General features: G+C 39.2%; 19 protein-coding genes and 1 pseudogene. 7 read left to right on the top strand and 13 right to left on the bottom strand.

What is annotated here, in order from left to right:
* The first annotated feature begins 53 nt into the window (after window positions 1-53).
* On the top strand, window positions 54-1,517 hold the full coding sequence (locus JZ787_RS17530) for an adenylate/guanylate cyclase domain-containing protein (protein WP_168159206.1): 1,464 nt from the start codon (window positions 54-56) through the stop codon (window positions 1,515-1,517).
* 75 nt (window positions 1,518-1,592) lie between these two features.
* On the opposite strand, the gene fdx is transcribed toward JZ787_RS17530, so the two are convergent.
* The 8 genes from fdx to JZ787_RS17490 form a co-directional block, all read right to left on the bottom strand.
* A complete protein-coding gene (gene fdx, locus JZ787_RS17525) occupies window positions 1,593-1,931 on the bottom strand; it encodes an ISC system 2Fe-2S type ferredoxin (RefSeq protein WP_004697000.1) in 339 nt (112 codons plus the stop codon).
* Window positions 1,932-1,947: 16 nt separating this feature from the next.
* Entirely contained in the window at window positions 1,948-3,807 is a 1,860-nt protein-coding gene (gene hscA / locus JZ787_RS17520; RefSeq protein WP_346312988.1) for a Fe-S protein assembly chaperone HscA, read from the bottom strand.
* A 37-nt stretch (window positions 3,808-3,844) separates the two neighbouring features.
* Entirely contained in the window at window positions 3,845-4,360 is a 516-nt protein-coding gene (gene hscB / locus JZ787_RS17515) for a Fe-S protein assembly co-chaperone HscB (RefSeq protein ID WP_004697004.1), read from the bottom strand.
* 119 nt (window positions 4,361-4,479) lie between these two features.
* The gene (iscA, locus tag JZ787_RS17510) at window positions 4,480-4,800 is read right to left on the bottom strand and encodes an iron-sulfur cluster assembly protein IscA (RefSeq protein ID WP_004697006.1); all 321 of its coding nucleotides are present in this window, start codon (window positions 4,798-4,800) and stop codon (window positions 4,480-4,482) included.
* A gap of 36 nt (window positions 4,801-4,836) precedes the next feature.
* A complete protein-coding gene (gene iscU, locus JZ787_RS17505; protein ID WP_004697007.1) occupies window positions 4,837-5,223 on the bottom strand; it encodes a Fe-S cluster assembly scaffold IscU in 387 nt (128 codons plus the stop codon).
* A 104-nt stretch (window positions 5,224-5,327) separates the two neighbouring features.
* A complete protein-coding gene (locus JZ787_RS17500; RefSeq protein ID WP_004697009.1) occupies window positions 5,328-6,545 on the bottom strand; it encodes an IscS subfamily cysteine desulfurase in 1,218 nt (405 codons plus the stop codon).
* A 1-nt stretch (window position 6,546) separates the two neighbouring features.
* Window positions 6,547-7,020, bottom strand: coding sequence for an Rrf2 family transcriptional regulator (locus tag JZ787_RS17495; protein WP_004697011.1), 474 nt, complete (start codon window positions 7,018-7,020; stop codon window positions 6,547-6,549).
* Between the two features lie 113 nt (window positions 7,021-7,133).
* On the bottom strand, window positions 7,134-7,781 hold the full coding sequence (locus JZ787_RS17490) for a hypothetical protein (protein ID WP_087013627.1): 648 nt from the start codon (window positions 7,779-7,781) through the stop codon (window positions 7,134-7,136).
* A 193-nt stretch (window positions 7,782-7,974) separates the two neighbouring features.
* On the opposite strand from JZ787_RS17490, the gene JZ787_RS17485 reads away from it, so the two are divergent.
* The 3 genes from JZ787_RS17485 to JZ787_RS17475 all read left to right on the top strand — a co-directional run bounded on the left by JZ787_RS17485 (window position 7,975) and on the right by JZ787_RS17475 (window position 10,880).
* Window positions 7,975-8,442: a phasin family protein gene (locus JZ787_RS17485; RefSeq protein WP_004984677.1), complete on the top strand. Its 468-nt coding sequence runs from the start codon at window positions 7,975-7,977 to the stop codon at window positions 8,440-8,442.
* 168 nt (window positions 8,443-8,610) lie between these two features.
* Window positions 8,611-8,883, top strand: a complete 273-nt coding sequence (locus JZ787_RS17480; protein ID WP_004697018.1) for an HU family DNA-binding protein — start codon at window positions 8,611-8,613, stop codon at window positions 8,881-8,883.
* Between the two features lie 131 nt (window positions 8,884-9,014).
* The gene (locus JZ787_RS17475) at window positions 9,015-10,880 is read left to right on the top strand and encodes a SurA N-terminal domain-containing protein (RefSeq protein WP_346312987.1); all 1,866 of its coding nucleotides are present in this window, start codon (window positions 9,015-9,017) and stop codon (window positions 10,878-10,880) included.
* An 81-nt stretch (window positions 10,881-10,961) separates the two neighbouring features.
* On the opposite strand, the gene JZ787_RS17470 is transcribed toward JZ787_RS17475, so the two are convergent.
* Window positions 10,962-11,831 (bottom strand): DUF2797 domain-containing protein, encoded by an 870-nt coding sequence (locus JZ787_RS17470; protein WP_010326785.1) that lies wholly within the window; start codon window positions 11,829-11,831, stop codon window positions 10,962-10,964.
* 34 nt (window positions 11,832-11,865) lie between these two features.
* On the opposite strand from JZ787_RS17470, the gene JZ787_RS17465 reads away from it, so the two are divergent.
* On the top strand, window positions 11,866-12,333 hold the full coding sequence (locus JZ787_RS17465) for a DUF6231 family protein (RefSeq protein ID WP_004697025.1): 468 nt from the start codon (window positions 11,866-11,868) through the stop codon (window positions 12,331-12,333).
* A gap of 108 nt (window positions 12,334-12,441) precedes the next feature.
* A complete protein-coding gene (locus tag JZ787_RS17460; RefSeq protein WP_346312986.1) occupies window positions 12,442-13,062 on the top strand; it encodes a YidB family protein in 621 nt (206 codons plus the stop codon).
* A gap of 101 nt (window positions 13,063-13,163) precedes the next feature.
* On the opposite strand, the gene JZ787_RS17455 is transcribed toward JZ787_RS17460, so the two are convergent.
* The 3 genes from JZ787_RS17455 to JZ787_RS17445 form a co-directional block, all read right to left on the bottom strand.
* Window positions 13,164-14,261 (bottom strand): porin, encoded by a 1,098-nt coding sequence (locus JZ787_RS17455; protein WP_286407091.1) that lies wholly within the window; start codon window positions 14,259-14,261, stop codon window positions 13,164-13,166.
* A 272-nt stretch (window positions 14,262-14,533) separates the two neighbouring features.
* Window positions 14,534-14,947 carry an HIT family protein gene (locus JZ787_RS17450; protein ID WP_004697031.1) on the bottom strand — a complete coding sequence of 138 codons (414 nt, stop codon included), beginning with the start codon at window positions 14,945-14,947 and terminating at the stop codon, window positions 14,534-14,536.
* 30 nt (window positions 14,948-14,977) lie between these two features.
* Window positions 14,978-15,247 carry a YARHG domain-containing protein gene (locus JZ787_RS17445; protein ID WP_004697032.1) on the bottom strand — a complete coding sequence of 90 codons (270 nt, stop codon included), beginning with the start codon at window positions 15,245-15,247 and terminating at the stop codon, window positions 14,978-14,980.
* Between the two features lie 695 nt (window positions 15,248-15,942).
* Here JZ787_RS17445 and JZ787_RS17440 point away from each other — a divergent pair.
* Window positions 15,943-16,661 (top strand): annotated as a pseudogene (locus tag JZ787_RS17440) (SDR family oxidoreductase).
* A gap of 73 nt (window positions 16,662-16,734) precedes the next feature.
* On the opposite strand, the gene JZ787_RS17435 reads toward JZ787_RS17440, so the two are convergent.
* On the bottom strand, window positions 16,735-17,040 hold the full coding sequence (locus JZ787_RS17435) for a putative quinol monooxygenase (protein WP_346312985.1): 306 nt from the start codon (window positions 17,038-17,040) through the stop codon (window positions 16,735-16,737).
* Between the last annotated feature and the right edge of the window lie 201 nt (window positions 17,041-17,241).

Below are 17,241 nucleotides of genomic sequence, written 5' to 3'. Positions count from 1 at the left end.
GTGAGAAATCAAATCAGGGATGATTTGATCGTGCGCATAGTGGGGAACGAGCAGTGCCATTAGACGATTGGTTATCTAAAGAGCCCAAACAATTTGAGTATTTCCATCGTGTGATGGGATATGGCATGCTGTCTTTAATAACCATCGTCTATCATTATACGATGGCAGATACGCAATATCAGATTTATGTGCCGCTGCTGTTGCTCATTGTGTTATTGATCACACCGCCATTTTCAAGGTGGTTAGGTTATCGCTTCAATAATACGATGCGACGCGGTGTGATGTTTGTGATTGATATTGTCATTACAGCGATCATTTTAGCCGCTGTACATCTCAGTATCGTACTCACATTTTTAACCATTTTTGCTATGCTTTACACGGCTATTAGCAATAAAATTTCTTTTTTGATGGTGTCTTTGGCCAGCCTGATTGGGGTGGTTGTCTTTTATATCTCAATTATTTTTGTCTTTGGTTTTGGTGAATATTTTGAGGCTACCAGTACTGAGCTGATCGTATTGGGCTTTTTGTGCCTCACCACTTATTTTGGCGTCGGTAGTTATTATCAGCGTAACCAAATGCAAGACATTTACCGCCGCAAAAATCACTATTTCGATCAGATGAACCGTTACATGGAGTTTGCCAATCAACTGAGTCGCTATGCACCTGTTCAGTTGTGGCAATCGATTATGAAGGGGGAGTCAGAAGCTAAAATTGAATACAAGCGTAAAAAACTAACAGTTTTCTTTTCGGATATTCAGGGTTTTACAGAGCTTTCTGAAAGCTTAATTCCAGATGATTTAGCATTCCTGCTCAATGATTATTTAAAACACATGACCGAGATTGCCAAGCAATATGAAGGTACTGTCGATAAATTCATGGGCGATGCAATTTTAGTGTTCTTTGGTGACCCTAATTCCGAAGGTGTGGAGCGTGATGCTCAAAACTGTTTGGAAATGGCTATGGCGATGCGCCAGCAAATGAAAATCCTACGCGAGCGTTGGGTGAAAATGGGTTATCCGCCATTGCATATTCGTATGGGGATTTCTACAGGGTATTGCCACGTAGGGAACTATGGTGCATCGCACCGTATGGCTTATACCATTGTTGGTCGTGATGCAAACCTTGCTGCACGTTTACAAAGTGCAGCACAAGTGGATGAAATCTTAATTTCGGACGATACACATAATTTAGTAAAAAATGATTATCTTTGTGCGCCGAAAGCACCAATTTTCCTTAAGGGGATTAAAGGTGCTGTGAAGACGTGGCAAGTCGTTGAAAAATATACCTCGCAAAAATCAGACTATCAGCGCTGGTTTGATTATGAATATAAAGGGTTTCATTTACTGCTTAACTTAGATGAAGTGCAGAATTTTGAATATCCGCAGTTGATTCAAGTCTTGGAAAAAATGATTCAACGCATTCAAACCCAACAAAAGATGACCAACTCACAAGGTATCGTCAAACTCAATCTTGAAGATGAAGTAATAGAGTCTGTTCAGAAAAATGAATATCATTAACTTGATGGTGTGAGATACAAAAGTAAGAGTCGTAAAAAAGCCACTACAATGAGTGGCTTTTTTACGCTTTGAAAATTAGTGATTTTCAGACGCGTGGTTAATCGTGTATTTAGGAATTTCAACTTCTAAGTCTTCATCCACTAACTTCACTTGGCAAGACAAGCGAGAGTCAGGTTCTAAGCCCCAAGCACGATCTAGGAGGTCTGCTTCAACATCATTCATTTCTTCTAAGCTGTCAAAGCCTTTACGTACTACAACGTGACAGGTTGTACATGCAGCGGACATATCGCACGCATGTTCAATCTTGATTCCATTTTTCAGTAAGCTTTCACAAAGATTCGCATTCTGTTCAACTTCAAACTCAGCACCTTCTGGGCAGATTTGCGCATGTGGGAGAACTTTAATACGTGGCATAGTCTTTACCTATAAATTAGTTTGAGTTTGACCAGTCGTCGAGTTTTGTGCCTTTCAGCGCTGCATCGATATGCTGATTCATACGTGCTGCTGCAAAAGCATCACTGTGTATTTTAAGCTGTTCAACAGCAGATTCAATTGCTTTGATTTCTGTTGTTTCAAGTGTTGCTTCTAATGAAGTTTTGGCCGCATTTAATGCAACTTGTTGTTCATTCGTGAGCAGGTGAGCATCCACTTTTAGGGCTTGCTCTAAAGCTTCGAGTTCGCGTTTTGCTTCAACTTTGGTTTCTTGTAAGTGACGAAGATTTTTATCTTCTTCAGCAAACTTGTAACCATCAAGCAGTAAGCGTTCCATGTCACTATCAGCCAAACCATATGATGGTTTGATGTCAATTTGTGCATGTACGCCAGAGGTTGTTTCTTTAGCTGAAACCGTCAGTAGGCCATCGGCATCCACTTGGAAGGTCACTTCAATACGCGCTTGCCCCGCAGTCATTGGTGGAATACCGCGAAGGACAAAACGACCTAAGCTACGGCAATGCTCAACCAAATCACGCTCACCTTGAACCACATGAATCAGCATCGCTGTTTGGCCATCTTGGTAGGTGGTGAACTCTTGACGACGTGCGACTGGAATTGCTGTATTACGTGAAATAAGACGCTCAACCAAGCCGCCCATGGTTTCTAGTCCTAGCGAGAGCGGAGTTACATCAAGCAGTAATGCACCATCGGCTGTGTTTCCAATCAGCTGATTGGCTGTAATTGATGCACCAATAGCAACAACTTCGTCTGGGTTGATGGTACACAATGGCTCTTGAGCAAATACATCGCGTACAGCGTTTTGTACAGCATAAGAGCGAGTTGAGCCACCTACCAAAACCACGTTTTGAATGTCGTTGAGTTCAAGTTTGGCATCGCGGAGGACGCGTTTGCACACACTAATTGTTTTATCTAAAGCAACTTTGATAATGCTCTCAAATATCGCACGATCAAGCGTTAAGCTGTGCTCTAGAACTTGTAAATGAACACTTTCTGCATCGGTTAAAGCTTCTTTGGCTTTACGTGCAGCAACTAAAACGTGTGCATATTCAGTGTCATTAAACTGTTCAATATTAAGTTCTTTTTTTGCCCATTTTACGATTAAACGGTCAAGGTCGTCACCGCCTAATGCGGTATGACCACCCGTTGCTAACACTTCAAAGACGCCTTGTGAAAAGCGTAAAATTGAAACGTCAAAGGTACCGCCACCTAAGTCATAAATCACATAGTTGTGATCATGCGCAAGATTGGTTTCTTGGTCAAGACCATACGCAACCGCAGCAGCAGTAGGCTCATTTAAAAGTCGTAGTACATTTAAACCCGCAAGTTGTGCGGCATCGCGTGTTGCTTGACGCTGAGCCTCATCGAAGTATGCAGGAACAGTAATCACTGCACCATTGACTTCATTTTTTAAGCTTGCTTCAGCACGATCTTTCAGTTGCTTTAAGATTTCAGCGGACACTTCGACAGGGGTTTTGCGGCCCTGAGCGGTTTCAAAAGCAGGCATTTGATTATCTTCACCCACTAAGGTGTAGGGGTGTTGAAACTTAATGTCGGCTTTAGAGCGTCCCATAAAACGTTTGACTGAAACGATGGTGTTTTTAGGATCAGCGGTCAAAAATGGTTTTGCTTCGTCGCCATATTGGATTTGGTTTACACCATAATGCGCGATCGATGGAAGTAAGACACGACCTTGTTCATCATGCAAAACTTTTGCCTTGCCTGAAAGTACGGTTGCAACTAGAGAGTGAGTTGTACCTAAGTCGATACCAATGGCAATACGGTGTTCATGTGGCGCACTTGATTGTCCAGGTTCTGCAATTTGCAAGAGAGCCATGTGTTACATCCTTTGAGCGTCAAAAATTAAAAATAAGTTAAAATTCATCATCTAAATCAAAGCTATCGTCATCTTCAAAACGATCTTCAGCTTTATCAATGTCATGCATGACTTTTACAAAGAAGCGAAGTTTGCGGACATCATCACGTGCCTCAGCCCAATCTTCCTCTTCAAAATCAATCTTGAATTCGCGGACTAAACCATCAATCCATTGTTGAACGTCTAATTTGAGTGATTGTAATTCATCTGCTGAACGTGCTTCATCAAGTTGTTCACGGATTTCTAAGGCAGACTGGAGAAATTCAAAATCATTGATGGATTGATCAAGATGATAATCTTGTTTTTTTAATCCTAATAAATATCCTGCACGGCTATCAACCTGAGATAAAACTTTAAATGCTTGATTGATCTCACTTGATTTTATGAGGGCTTGATCTTTATCGAGAGCTTTATCTGGGTGATATTGTTGCTGCAACTTTAAAAATTCTGATTTTAAGGTTGCTAAATCAATATCGAGTGCTACTGGGAGGTTAAACAACTCAAAATGATTCATAGGAGAGGGATTCCGCGCTAAATTGGGGGTCATTGCGAAAGCAAAAACACTCTATGTAAATGCAATTAAAACAGTGTGATACACACTGTTTTAATGTTGAAAAGCAAGTTAATGAACTGTTATACGGTGAAAGATTCACCACAGCCACATTCGCCTTTTTTGTTTGGGTTATTAAACTCAAAGCCTTCGTTTAAACCATTTTTCACGTAGTCCATCTCCATACCATCGAGATAAACCAAGCTTTTTGGGTCTACAAATACTTTCACCCCAAACTGCTCAAAGGTGGTGTCATGTGCATCAATTGAATCGACAAATTCAAGCACATAAGCCAAACCAGAACAGCCTGAAGTTTTCACGCCAACGCGAATACCTTCACCCTTACCGCGATTTTTTAAATAATTGCTGATATGAGTTGCAGCATTTTCAGTTAAGTTGATCATGAAAACTCCCTAATCTTTCTTTAAAATGCGAAGCAATTAAGCTTTAGATTTTTTGCTGCGGTAGTCTTCAACAGCAGCTTTAATAGCATCTTCAGCCAGTACAGAACAGTGTACTTTTACTGGAGGAAGCGCAAGTTCAGTTGCGATATCAATGTTTTTGATCGCTTGAGCTTGATCTAAAGTTTTGCCTTTTAGCCATTCAGTCACTAAAGAGCTTGATGCAATAGCAGAACCACAACCATAAGTTTTGAAACGTGCTTCTTCAATCACACCGTTGTCATCTACTTGAATCTGTAAACGCATAACGTCGCCACATGCAGGTGCTCCGACCATACCTGTACCTACGTTTTCAGCATTTTTGTCTAATACACCTACATTACGAGGGTTTTCGTAATGGTCAATTACTTTTTCGCTATAAGCCATGATGCGTCTCCAAACCTCGGGGTCAGCGTTAATATTAAATATGGGGTCAAAACTTGATTTTTCAATGAAGCCATCCAGTATGTGAATGACTTCAATGGGAAAAATTAGTGCTCAGCCCACTCAACTGTAGAAAGGTCGATACCGTCTTTGTACATGTCCCAAAGTGGAGAAAGTTCACGAAGTTTCTCCACTGCAGAACGCGTCACTGTAAGTACATGGTCAATGTCTGCTTCAGTGGTGTATTTACCAAAACTGAAACGAATTGAACTGTGCGCAAGTTCGTCAGACAAACCTAGTGCACGTAATACATAAGAAGGTTCTAATGTTGCTGAAGTACAAGCTGAACCCGAAGATACAGCAGCGTCTTTCAACGACATCATTAACGATTCACCTTCAACAAAGTTGAAACTTACGTTTAAGTAGTTCGCAACGTTTTGTGTTGGGTGGCCGTTTAAGAAAATTTGTTCTAAGTCTTGTAAGCCATTCCAAAGCTTGTCACGAAGTACGCGAATGCGTGCTTGTTCAGAAGCTAAGTTTTTACCTGCAAGTTCAAATGCTTCACCCATACCAACGATTTGGTGTGTTGCAAGTGTACCAGAACGCATACCGCGTTCATGACCACCACCATGCATTTGCGCTTTTAAACGAACACGTGGAGTACGACGTACATAGAGTGCGCCAATACCTTTAGGGCCATAAATTTTATGAGCAGAGAAGCTCATAAGGTCAACTTTCATAGTTGAAAGGTCAATTTCAACTTTACCTGCAGCTTGCGCCGCATCGACATGGAAGAAGATCTTGTGTGCACGAGTAATTTCACCAATTGCCGCAACATCAGTCACAGAACCAATTTCGTTGTTTACCATCATAAGTGAAACAAGAATAGTGTCTGGACGAATAGCTGCTTCAACCATTTCAGGGGTAATTAAGCCAGTGTTTGGAAGTGGCTCAAGGTAAGTGATTTCAAAACCTTCAGACTCAAGCTCACGGCAAGTGTCTAAAATAGCTTTGTGTTCAATTTTACTTGTAATAATGTGCTTGCCTTTAGAGGCATAGAATTGTGCTACGCCTTTAAGAGCTAAGTTATCTGATTCAGTTGCACCAGAGGTCCAAACGATTTCGCGTGGATCTGCTTTGATCAAGTTTGCAACTTGTTCACGTGCATATTCTACTTTTTCTTCTGCCTGCCAGCCGTAAGCATGAGAGCGAGATGCTGGGTTGCCAAATGTGCCGTCAAATGTCAGGCATTCCATCATGCGTTCAGCGACTTGCGGGTCTACAGGAGTTGTTGCTGCATAATCAAGATAAATTGGACGTTTCATGTCAAATACCTGTTACCGATAAAAGGGCTGAATCTGAAGGTGCTGTGTTTTGGCGAATGGCAACTTTTTGAACGTTGTCACGTGCTACAAGGTCAGCAAGAGTGATTTTAGCGAGATAGTCGGCAATGTGATGGGAGAGTTCTTGCCATAAATCGTGAGTTAAGCACATTGCGCCATTTTGGCAGTTGCCTTTATGGTCACAGCGAGTGGCATCAACTGTTTCGTTTACAGCTTCAATAACTGCTAATACTGTAATTTCATCAGCGCGACGAGCTAAGTGGTAACCACCGTTGGCACCACGAATACTAGAAACTAAGCCGTGGCGCTTTAATTTCGCAAATAACTGTTCAAGATAAGCAACAGAGATAGTTTGACGAGCTGCAATTTCTGCAAGCGTGATCGTTTGTTCAGTTGGCTGCAAAGCTAAATCAAGTAGAGCAGTCACTGCGTAGCGTCCGCGAGTTGTTAAGCGCATGATTCGATACACATGATTAGACTAGATGTGCCGATTTTAAGAATCCTGACTAAAATAGTCAAGTTTTTTTAATAGGGATTGTGCGTATTTAATTTGCTTGAAATATTATGTAGTTATGCAAGCCAAATATTATATACCAATAAGCTAATCAAAAGTATAGAAAACACAAAAAATGTGACATTTATACGTTTTTGACGTTGCTCGATACGGCGAATACGATTTTTGTATTGTTTCACTTCAACTTGTAGAGTGTTGATTTTAGAACGTTGTTCTTCAATTTTCTCTAAAAGAGGTGCAATACGTTTTTTGGATGCAACGACATTTTGTGGATCAGTTGGTTCAGTTAACCAGTTTTTCCAGTCAGCAAGAACTTTAGGTGCACTAAAATGTAAAATTAAATCTCGGAATTCATCTTTTAAGGTGATGTCACCATCAATACGCATGGTTTTAATGCTACGACGGTTTCCAAAGACGAAAATTTTAATTAAATCCATCAATGTGGTGCGTACATCTAGGTCGACCGGTTTTTCAGGTGCTTTGGCATCAAATAAAACACCTTGAGCGGTAAAGGTGATATAGAAGTCAAAATAAGGCAGGTAGCTATTTATTTTAATCGCAATATTTTGCTCAACAAACTTTTTACAGTGAAGTGCAACCACGCGGTCGTGTTTTAAAATAAGAGAAAAGATCGTCTCAAGAACAATCATTACCATAGTGAGTAGCATATGTGTTTGATTGTGTTCTTTTTGAGAATCACTCATAAGTAGTAACCTAAATCCTGACCTGAAATGAGCATCCTGCTCGCAAAAACTTCAGACTTAAAAATAAAAATGTAATAAAGATGCTTTGTAGAACAGTTTTACAAATCGATCAAGTCTAATATTTGCTAGTATAGTGCAATCTATAAGATTTTTTGGATGTTTTTGCACATAAATCATGCAGGAGATGGTGCTAATGGAAAAAGCAGATATAGAGTTAGATGATATTTCGCAAGAAGATGAAACACTAAAAAAAACAAAAACTAAGCATCATTTTCACCGTAAAAATAGTTTGGATTTTAGAAAGTATACCAAGCAAATCTGGTTAGCTGGTTTGGGTGCTTTTTCACGTGCAGAGGAAGAGGGGAATAAATTATTTGACTCCTTGGTCCAAGTCGGCGAAGAGTTAGAATCTAAAACCACTGAAATTGCTGACCAAACGGTTGAAAAGGTATCTGAGAAAGCACGTGAATCGGTGACAGATACTAAAGACAAGGTTGAGAAGATCGTGGATCGTGGAGTAAATCACTCCTTAAACCGCATTGGATTGGTCACAGTGAAAGACATTCAGTACTTAGAAAACCTGATTCTTCAACTGAATGATAAAATCGATGTTTTGATTGAAGAAAATAAGAAGTTAAACGAAAAAGTGAATAAAAAGTGATCTGGTTGTGCTTTTGTACCTTTTTCAACGTTTTTTTGTGATTTATTTTCCAAAAAAGCATATACAGAGTATTGCGTTTTCACCTAAAGCATTGCTATAAAGGCGTTACGGTAATTTATACTAAATTTTTGGACCTTAAATAAACGATATTAAGAGGACGCGATCCACATGAATAAATCAGAATTAATTGATGCAATTGCAGAGAAAGGGGGATTGTCTAAGACTGATGCTGGTAAGGCCTTAGACGCTACAATTGCTTCAATCACTGAAGCGCTTAAGTCTGGTGATACAGTTACACTTGTTGGTTTTGGTACTTTCAACGTGAAAGAACGTGCTGCACGTACTGGCCGTAACCCACAAACTGGTGCTACTTTAGAAATTAAAGCAAGCAAAGTACCAAGCTTCAAAGCTGGTAAAGGTTTAAAAGATTCTGTTGCTTAATCTTTTAAATAAATACTAAACGCGCCTTTTCGGCGCGTTTTTTATTAAACATTAGAAAATGTGTCGATAACACATTCATTCATTGCTGCTTTTCAGTTAAAATCTCGGGCAAATAAAATATTGGAATACTTATGGAATCTTTTCGTAAAGTTATTAAGGGTTGGTTGGGCAAGGCTTTGCTCATTTTGTTTTTGACCCCTTTAGCACTTGTAGGTATTGAAGGATATTTTAGTAGCGGATCAAAAGACGCTGTGAAATCAGTCAATGGCCAAGATATTTCTGAAAAGGAATTAGAGACCTTAACCGCTTCCTTTAAAGAACAATTCTTAGCTTATGCCAATGGGGATGAAACTTTACTCAACCAAAGCTTTATTAAAGATAAAGCGATGAACCAACTGATTGCTAATACTTTGTTATTACAACAGGCTGAAAAGCTGGGCATTTCACTCAGTGATACTCAAATTGAACAGATGATTGCTCAACAGCCAAGTTTTCAAGAAAATGGGAAATTTTCAGAAACGCGTTATTCAAGCTATTTGCAGTCTGTGGGTATGAGTAGTGATGCGCTCGTTGCAAACTTACGTCAAGACCATGCATTAAAAATGATGCGTTCGACTTTTGTTGATTATGCATTGGTGAGTAAACTAGATATTCAACAAATTGCTAACTTACAAACAGAACAGCGTACTGTGCAGTTTGCCAATGTAAATCTTGATGAATATAAAAAGAACGTCAAGGTTTCAGCACAAGAGATTGAAAACTATTACAAGCAACACCCAGCTATGTTTAAACAAGTGGCAAGTGTGGATGTTGACTATGTGTTGTTAACACCAGCCAATGTTCCTGCTGCTGCTTCACCTGTTACAGATGCGGAGTTACAGCAAGCCTATACACAGTTTGTTGAAGCACAAAAAGATAATGTTGCGCCATTGGTTAAACATATTCTGATTACGACGGATGCACGTACAGATGCTGAAGCGAAAAAACGAGCAGAAGAAGTTGTGGCAAAAATTAAAGCAGGCACAAGCTTTGCTGCAGCTGCGGCTCAATACTCTGAAGATACTGCATCTAAAGCGAATGGTGGTGCTTTAGCAGTTTACAACAAAGGCACTTTTGGTGATGCTTTTGACCAAGCTGTAGCATCACTTAAATCAGGTCAAGTGTCAGCGCCTGTAAAAACTGAATTTGGTTACCATGTCATTGAAACTGATGCGCCAGCTGTGAAGTTGCCATCTTTTGAAAATGAAAAAGCACGTTTGACTGCGGAAGTTCAGAAGAATAAAACAGCCAATGCATTCTCTGATACTGTAAACAGCTTAAATGAACTGGTTGTAGACTCAGATGCTTTAGATGTGGTGTCTCAAGAAGTTAAAGGTGTACAAGTTCAAACTGTGAAAGGTATGACCTTATCTACACAGCATCCTGTATTAAGTAATGCTGCGGTAAAAGTGAAACTGTTTAATGATGATGTGAAAAACGGTGATCGTAACGCGACCAGCAGCATTCAACTTCCAAATGGGGATGTGGTTTGGGCAAAAGTACGTGATTATCATGCGGCAGGTGTCCAAACGCTTCAAGAAGCAACACCACGTGTGAAAGCAAAATTGGTTGAACAAAAAGCTTATGATGCTGCTAAAGCCAAAATTGCTCAAAGTTTAAAAGACTTTAAAACTCAACCAGCAGTATCAGTTGTTTCCAAGAGCGGTTTGACCTTTACTGCACCGCAAGTGTTTATTCGTTCACAAGGCTTACCACGTGCAGTTGAGCGTGCGGCGTTTAGCCAAGCGGCACCAAAAGCAGGACAGTGGTCTGTAACAACAGCATTATTGCCAACAGAAATGGTGGTAGTCGCGGTATCAAACGTAAACAAGACGACGTCTAGTGCGTTGACGGATGAGCAGTTGGCTGAGCTTTCGAAGTTATATCAACAACTTCGTGGTCAGCAAGAAGCTGAAGATTATGTGCAATACTTAAAAGCACATGCGAAAATTAAATAATCACATGTCATAAAAAACCTGCATTCGTGCAGGTTTTTTTATGTATAGAGATAGTCAAATTCTACTTAAGGGTAAGTAGCTTTAGGCACGGATTTTGAGCTCATAACCTGAATATTTACGAATATTAATCACACCCGTATCTAAAATCAGGTACTGACCTTTAATCCCTTGTAACTTACCGCGAATAACTGGGGTTTTATCCAGATTGTGGGATTTAATTTTCTCAGGATATTGCTCAACTGGATAAACAAACTCGCGTGGCAGTTCAGTTTCCAAAAGGTCAACTGTTTCATTGAATTCAAGATTTTGACTAAATTCCTCACGAATGGTTTGGATTTTAGGTGCAAATTCTTCGATGAGTTGTTCGCGAACTTCAATCAAGTCGAGTGGTTCAGCTTCGCCTTTGAGTAATTTGCGCCAATCGGTTTTGTCTGCCACTTGTGTGCCAAACATAATTTCGAGCTGGCCTGAAAGACGGCGCGAACCGACTTTCATAATTGGAAGGGCTTGGGTTGCACCTTGATCGAGCCAACGGGTTGGCATTTGGCTAATCCTTGTAATCCCAACTTTTAGGGCACTTGAGTTGGCTAAATAAACAATATGAGGCTGAAAGCAAACTTCATGCGCGAAGCTGTCTTCTCGGCAGGTGCCTAAGTGGTAGTGACAGGTTTCAGGTTTCATGATGCACATGTCACAAGAGGCTTTGGTTTTAAAGCACTTGAAGCAATGGCCTTGTGAAAACGATTTAGATGTTTTAGCACCACATGAAACACAGAAGATTTTACCAGTCCATTCAATCTCGATTTCTTGACCCAAGTTAAAAGGAAGGTCAACTTCTGAACGATCTAGGATGAATTTATATTCAACATTTGCCTTGTGTGTATGTTGATCAGTTACACTAAGGTCCTTAAGACCTGCATGCATTTTATGGCAAATGCCTTGAAGTTCCATACAGAATTACTCACTCAATATTAAGGATGCGGTTATGGCTGAACTGAACGTCATTACTTCTATGCTAGACGATTTATCTCAAGAACAGCCTATTTCAACTGCATTGTGCATTGGGCAGGATCTCAGCCCAAATCATCATCAATCTATTCAATGGCAATATTTTAGCGTATCTGACTTTTTAAGTCTGCCTTTTACCCAGCGCTATGATTTAGGTTTTGTGCTTTTTGACACGGCAGAAATGCAAAATATAAGCTCACAACAAAAATCACAACTATTGGTGCGTTTAAGAGATTTGATGGCAAAGCGTATTGTGGTGGTGAGTCAATTGCAGGATGAACAACTGCTTCGTGCTTTAGGTTTTACTCAACTGATCGATAAAACGACGCATGGTAAAGACTTTGCTTTATGGCAATTTAATATTTTGACCTATAAGCACGTGCCTGACTGGTTCAATTCAAAATTTTGGGCGAATCCTGAAAACTGGAATAAATTCCGTTGGTGATTCAACTACGACTCTATTTTTTCATTCATAGCAAAAATTAACAATTTATCTCTATAGGGTTTTTTTAAACATCGTATGCTGTTTAAAAAACCTAGATGGAATAAAGTGATGACGAACCTTAATAATATTATAGAAATTTTGGCAAAGCAGGCCATGGGCGGTCAGCAACAGTCAAACCAGCAAAGTGGTTTGGGCGGGATTTTGGGTTCGGTGCTTGGGCAACTCGGAGCAGGTAGTACGGGCCAAACACAACAGGGTGGTCTGGGCGATATTTTAGGTTCAGTGTTGGGTGGTTTGACTGGTGGGCAGTCGCAGCAAGTGCCAAATTCACAGAACTCAGGATTCGCAGGCGGTGGAAAAAGTTTATTGATTGCGGTATTGCCTTTGATTTTGGCATGGATTCAACAGCAAGGTGGTTTGCAGGCAGCTTTAGATAAACTCAAAGGGCAAGGGTTAAGCAGTCAGGTTGAGGACTGGGTTTCTACAGGACCAGGAGAAAACGCCCGTGTAAATCCAGAGCAAGTGCAAAACTTGTTTGATGATGCCGCGGTGGAGCAGGTTGCAGAGCAAGCGAATGCGCCTAAACAAGATGTATATAGTGCTATTTCACAAGTGTTACCGCAAATTATTGATTCACTCACCCCGCAAGCAGGACAAACCAACCCTCAAGAAGCCAACGCGGATATTCAACAGGTATTAAACTTGGTTTCAGGTTTCTTAAAGCGCTAAATCCGAAATAAAAAGCCATTCTAGAATGGCTTTTTATTACTTGAAATTCTAAATTAAAAAACACGCCGAAGCGTGTTTTTTAATTTTTAGGGGAGTACAACTTAGAAGTCGTAACGGAAACCTAAAGAAAGTGCTGTAGCATTTTCGTCTTTTTCACCACTAACAGAGTATGAGCGACCCTCTTTCCATGGCGTAAGATTAGCATTTTTATCATTTAGCATGGTTGCAAGGTTGGCATAAACGCGTACTGCTTTATCCAAGCGGTGCTCAACACCAATTGCAACTAAACTTGAATTTGCATCATCAGCATCGACATCACGGTAGAAGTATTCACCACGTAGAGCTGTTTTTGGCGTAAGTTTGTATTCACCTGCAATACCGAATACTTGAGCATCAAAATCACTTAGATCATCATGATCGTATTGAGCAATTTGATACATTGCACCTAGGTTAAAATCAGGTGTGATTTTGTATGAACCAGCTAGTCGGAAAGCATCGCGTTCAGCTTTAATTCCTGTTGATGAAACATTCTGCGATGTCGTTGCAGAGTTATCTTCATACTTCTCATATGCTGCTGCAAAGTCGACATTACCTTCTTTGTAAGTTAAAGCTAGATCGTAAGCTTTATTGTCCTCAACGCCTTCTTTTGTTGTTCCATCTTTAGCGATAGATGTACCCTTGTGCATTGAAAGTGCTGCAAGTACATTGAAGCCACCACCAAATTTAGGTGATTTATATTCAATAGTGTTGTCATTACGCTCATCAAACTTCAAATCACCAACACGTGTTACGTTACGTACGTCACCAACCATGTCACCAAAGAAGTTGATTGGACCGCGTGCAGCCTTGAATGGGCTGTCAAAACGACCTACACGTGCTTGACCGAAGTCACCTTTTAAACCTACGAAAGTATCACGTGTTGCAAAATCTACGCCTTTATCATCAGCAGAGCCGCTTGCGAAGTTAACTTCTTGCTCAATTTGCCCAAATACAGTCATGCCATTTTCAAGTTCTTGCTCTACTTTGAAACCTAAGCGTGACGAGTTTGAAGAGATTCCAATTTCGTTATAGTCAGCGCCATCATCCAGATAGTCTAAAGAAACATGCGCACGGCCATAAATTTTTACGTCAGCAGCCATCGCTAAAGCTGGTGTAAGTAAAGTTGCCCCAACTGCTAATGCGCAAAGTGTTTTTTTCATGTGTAGCTCCAAGAAAGACTTTTTGTTGATTCGTCTATAAAAGGTTATTCAGTCGTCTTTTTATTCATCAGACTTCTGTCTCTTGGCGCTCATTATTGATTACAAATAAGTCATTAATATTAAGGGAATATTACAAAAATATTAAACAACTCAATGTCAAATGCATTTCCGCGATAAATTGTTAATATCTATTTTGAGAACTTAGATTATTGATTCTATTTACTTTTAGACCTAAAAAAAGGAGCCGAAGCTCCTTGATTGAATAGGTGGAATTACAAAGCAGCACGAATTTTTTCTGCTTGTGCTTTGATTTTTTCTTGATCACCCATTTGTAAGGCATGCTTACCTAGCTCATGTACCGAACTCGGAATGAGGTGGAAATGTACATGGGGAACGGTTTGGCCAGCAGCAGCTCCAGACAGTTGCATGAGGACAATGCCTTGGGCATCCAAACCGACTTCAATGGCTTTTGCTACTTTTTGTACCACTTGAATGGTGTAGGCAGCAGCATCGGCAGGGAGGTCGAGTAAAGTCACCGCAGGTGTCTTGGGTATGACTAAAGTATGACCGTCTGCTTGAGGCATAATATCCATGAATGCAAGAACTTGGTCATCTTCATATACTTTAATGGCTGGAAGTTCACCACGTAAAATTCGTGCAAAAATGTTTTGCTCATCGTAAGCCATGTCTATTCCTTAAGTTTCGCTTAAACTGATTTACTTACAGTTTAATTCTTTTTGACGTTCTTTAATCGCGTCAAGACGTTGTTGCTCTTTTTCAGAGAATTTCGGTTTAGTGGTGTAGCAATTATCATTGCCAAATTTTGCTTTCGCTTCAGGGTCCTTAAAACAGAAACCTTTAGATGCATAAATGACATCATGATCATCTTTTAATTTTTGACACTCTTGCTCAGGTGATGCCGCAAAACTTTGCGCCCCGATTAATGTTGCAAGACTGGCAAAAACCGCTACAGTCAACTTTTTCATGAGAATTTCCTCAGTTTGTAACATTGTATGTAGTCACGCTATTACTTTATAGGGGTTTGTTCTGTTTATTCAATGGTGAGTTCTTACTCAATTGTAATTTTACTTCATAATTACTGCATATAATACATAAAATTTATATATATCAATAGCTTTTAAAATGGCAGATAGAAATGGATATTTAAGTTTTTTATGTAATTTAGTCTATTTTTACAACTTTTCTTAGGCTCTAACATTTTTAAATTTCATTGAGAGGGACACAGTGCTTCGGTGCGTCAGCTTTTTTAACCTTTAATGTTCGCCTCATCTCAAATTCTATTTCAGGCATTTTTATACGATTAGCAATGAATTTTTTAAGTTATTCATTTTTTCTGAATTAAGTACTTATGCATCATTATCGTTTAATGATATTTTGCTGTCTTAAATGGACTCTTTTGCATGCTTATTTTAGACAGTCTAAAAGCTTTATTTATTACTGTTTTATTTTTTAATGACTTGTGTCAATGATCTACTCAAAATAAGTGGGTGGAAAATAAATTATGGAAACGTAGTTTATTTTCTGTGGATTAGAGAATTATAGTCTTTAAGAGCTAAATATAAACCATCGAGTAAAATATAAAATGACGAATAAAGCTTGTTTTACACTTAACTTAAGTTTAAATCATTATGCAGTTAGTTATGAAAGGATGAATTAAAATATGAATGGTTTAGGTCGAACATTTCTAATTTATGGCGCAAGTAGAGGCTTAGGCAAAGCGATTGTAAACTTAGTGCCTGAAGCTCAGGACAAAGTTTATGGTGTCTCCCGTTCTATTCCTAAAAATAATGCTCAATTGAATTGGATTTGTGCAGATTTATCTACTCCTGAAGAGGCAGTGGATAAAGTAAAAAAAGCACTCACAGCTGAGAAAATAGATGTTCTTATTTATAATGTTGGAATCTGGGAAAATAATGCTTTTACAGAGAATTATAACTTTGAAGAGGTTTCATCTGCCGAGTTAAATACCATTCTAAATACAAACATTAATACTTGTATTCAGTCTCTTCAGTCCTAGATAGAAAATTTAAAGTTATCGGATAACGCTAAAGTCATATTGATTGGTTCTACGTGGGGTGTAGATAATCATAATGGCAAAGAGTTGGTCTTTTCTGCAACGAAATATGCTTTGCGTGGAATTGCTCAATCATTGCGGGAGATTTTGCGTAACGACCTGATTGGGGTGAGTGTTTTAAATCTAGGGTATTTGGCGACAGAATATGAAGTAGATGTTCCAACTGCAACTGTATTGGCAGAGACCAATCATGCTTTAATTCCTTTATCTGATGTCATTCTAGCCATAAAATTTATCATCTCTACCAGTATGCATCTTGTGTTAAAGAAATCCTCATGCCTGCAATGAAAGATGAAAATATTTAAATCAAGATGTTTCGCTGTAATTTTACATGGACGTATTTATCGGATAGTTTTATTTTTCGATACCATATTCGATTTAGGTGAAGCTGCTTTGGTGTGAAAACTCATCCATCAATATATACGTTCCTGCAGCTCTTTGGTATTGGTCAATCAACGGCACTAGTCTTTTAAAATGCTCCGTTTCGCAATGCGCATCTAGCGCAGCTCGATCAGGCCATTCTTCAATAAATATAAAATGCCCAGCATCTTTCTGATCAATAAATAGGTCGTAGGATATACATCTCGATTCAGCTTTTGTTTTTTCTACAAGTTCGCGATATAAAGGCATGACTCTATCAATATGTTCTAATTTAATAAAATCCTGAGCAATGACTTTGAGCATAAATTGTTTATCCTAAATTTAATTCGTTTTTTATACACAAGTATATGTACTGAATTAATTGAGTATATAGAGCTCTACGGCTTTGTTGCACAAACCTATCTATAAAGGCTTATTCCACAATATAATTCTCAAATGAATAAGCCCACACCTAAAATCTATCGTACAACCAATTGGTCTTCTTATAACAGTGCATTAATAAAT

It is taken from the genome of Acinetobacter sp. BWR-L5, from assembly GCF_039655985.1.
Lineage (GTDB): Bacteria > Pseudomonadota > Gammaproteobacteria > Pseudomonadales > Moraxellaceae > Acinetobacter > Acinetobacter johnsonii.
Note: the sequence above shows the minus strand (reverse complement) of the source record. Positions and strands in the feature narration are given on the sequence as shown.

Excerpts from the sequence above, each read along its gene's own strand:
- fdx (WP_004697000.1), bottom strand. The coding sequence starts at position 1,931 with ATGCCACGTATTAAAGTTCTCCCACATGCGCAAATCTGCCCAGAAGGT.
- hscA (WP_346312988.1), bottom strand. The coding sequence starts at position 3,807 with ATGGCTCTCTTGCAAATTGCAGAACCTGGACAATCAAGTGCGCCACAT.
- hscB (WP_004697004.1), bottom strand. The coding sequence starts at position 4,360 with ATGAATCATTTTGAGTTGTTTAACCTCCCAGTAGCACTCGATATTGAT.
- iscA (WP_004697006.1), bottom strand. The coding sequence starts at position 4,800 with ATGATCAACTTAACTGAAAATGCTGCAACTCATATCAGCAATTATTTA.
- iscU (WP_004697007.1), bottom strand. The coding sequence starts at position 5,223 with ATGGCTTATAGCGAAAAAGTAATTGACCATTACGAAAACCCTCGTAAT.
- JZ787_RS17500 (WP_004697009.1), bottom strand. The coding sequence starts at position 6,545 with ATGAAACGTCCAATTTATCTTGATTATGCAGCAACAACTCCTGTAGAC.
- JZ787_RS17495 (WP_004697011.1), bottom strand. The coding sequence starts at position 7,020 with ATGCGCTTAACAACTCGCGGACGCTACGCAGTGACTGCTCTACTTGAT.
- JZ787_RS17490 (WP_087013627.1), bottom strand. The coding sequence starts at position 7,781 with ATGAGTGATTCTCAAAAAGAACACAATCAAACACATATGCTACTCACT.
- JZ787_RS17485 (WP_004984677.1), top strand. The coding sequence starts at position 7,975 with ATGGAAAAAGCAGATATAGAGTTAGATGATATTTCGCAAGAAGATGAA.
- JZ787_RS17480 (WP_004697018.1), top strand. The coding sequence starts at position 8,611 with ATGAATAAATCAGAATTAATTGATGCAATTGCAGAGAAAGGGGGATTG.
- JZ787_RS17475 (WP_346312987.1), top strand. The coding sequence starts at position 9,015 with ATGGAATCTTTTCGTAAAGTTATTAAGGGTTGGTTGGGCAAGGCTTTG.
- JZ787_RS17470 (WP_010326785.1), bottom strand. The coding sequence starts at position 11,831 with ATGGAACTTCAAGGCATTTGCCATAAAATGCATGCAGGTCTTAAGGAC.
- JZ787_RS17465 (WP_004697025.1), top strand. The coding sequence starts at position 11,866 with ATGGCTGAACTGAACGTCATTACTTCTATGCTAGACGATTTATCTCAA.
- JZ787_RS17460 (WP_346312986.1), top strand. The coding sequence starts at position 12,442 with ATGACGAACCTTAATAATATTATAGAAATTTTGGCAAAGCAGGCCATG.
- JZ787_RS17455 (WP_286407091.1), bottom strand. The coding sequence starts at position 14,261 with ATGAAAAAAACACTTTGCGCATTAGCAGTTGGGGCAACTTTACTTACA.
- JZ787_RS17450 (WP_004697031.1), bottom strand. The coding sequence starts at position 14,947 with ATGGCTTACGATGAGCAAAACATTTTTGCACGAATTTTACGTGGTGAA.
- JZ787_RS17445 (WP_004697032.1), bottom strand. The coding sequence starts at position 15,247 with ATGAAAAAGTTGACTGTAGCGGTTTTTGCCAGTCTTGCAACATTAATC.
- JZ787_RS17435 (WP_346312985.1), bottom strand. The coding sequence starts at position 17,040 with ATGCTCAAAGTCATTGCTCAGGATTTTATTAAATTAGAACATATTGAT.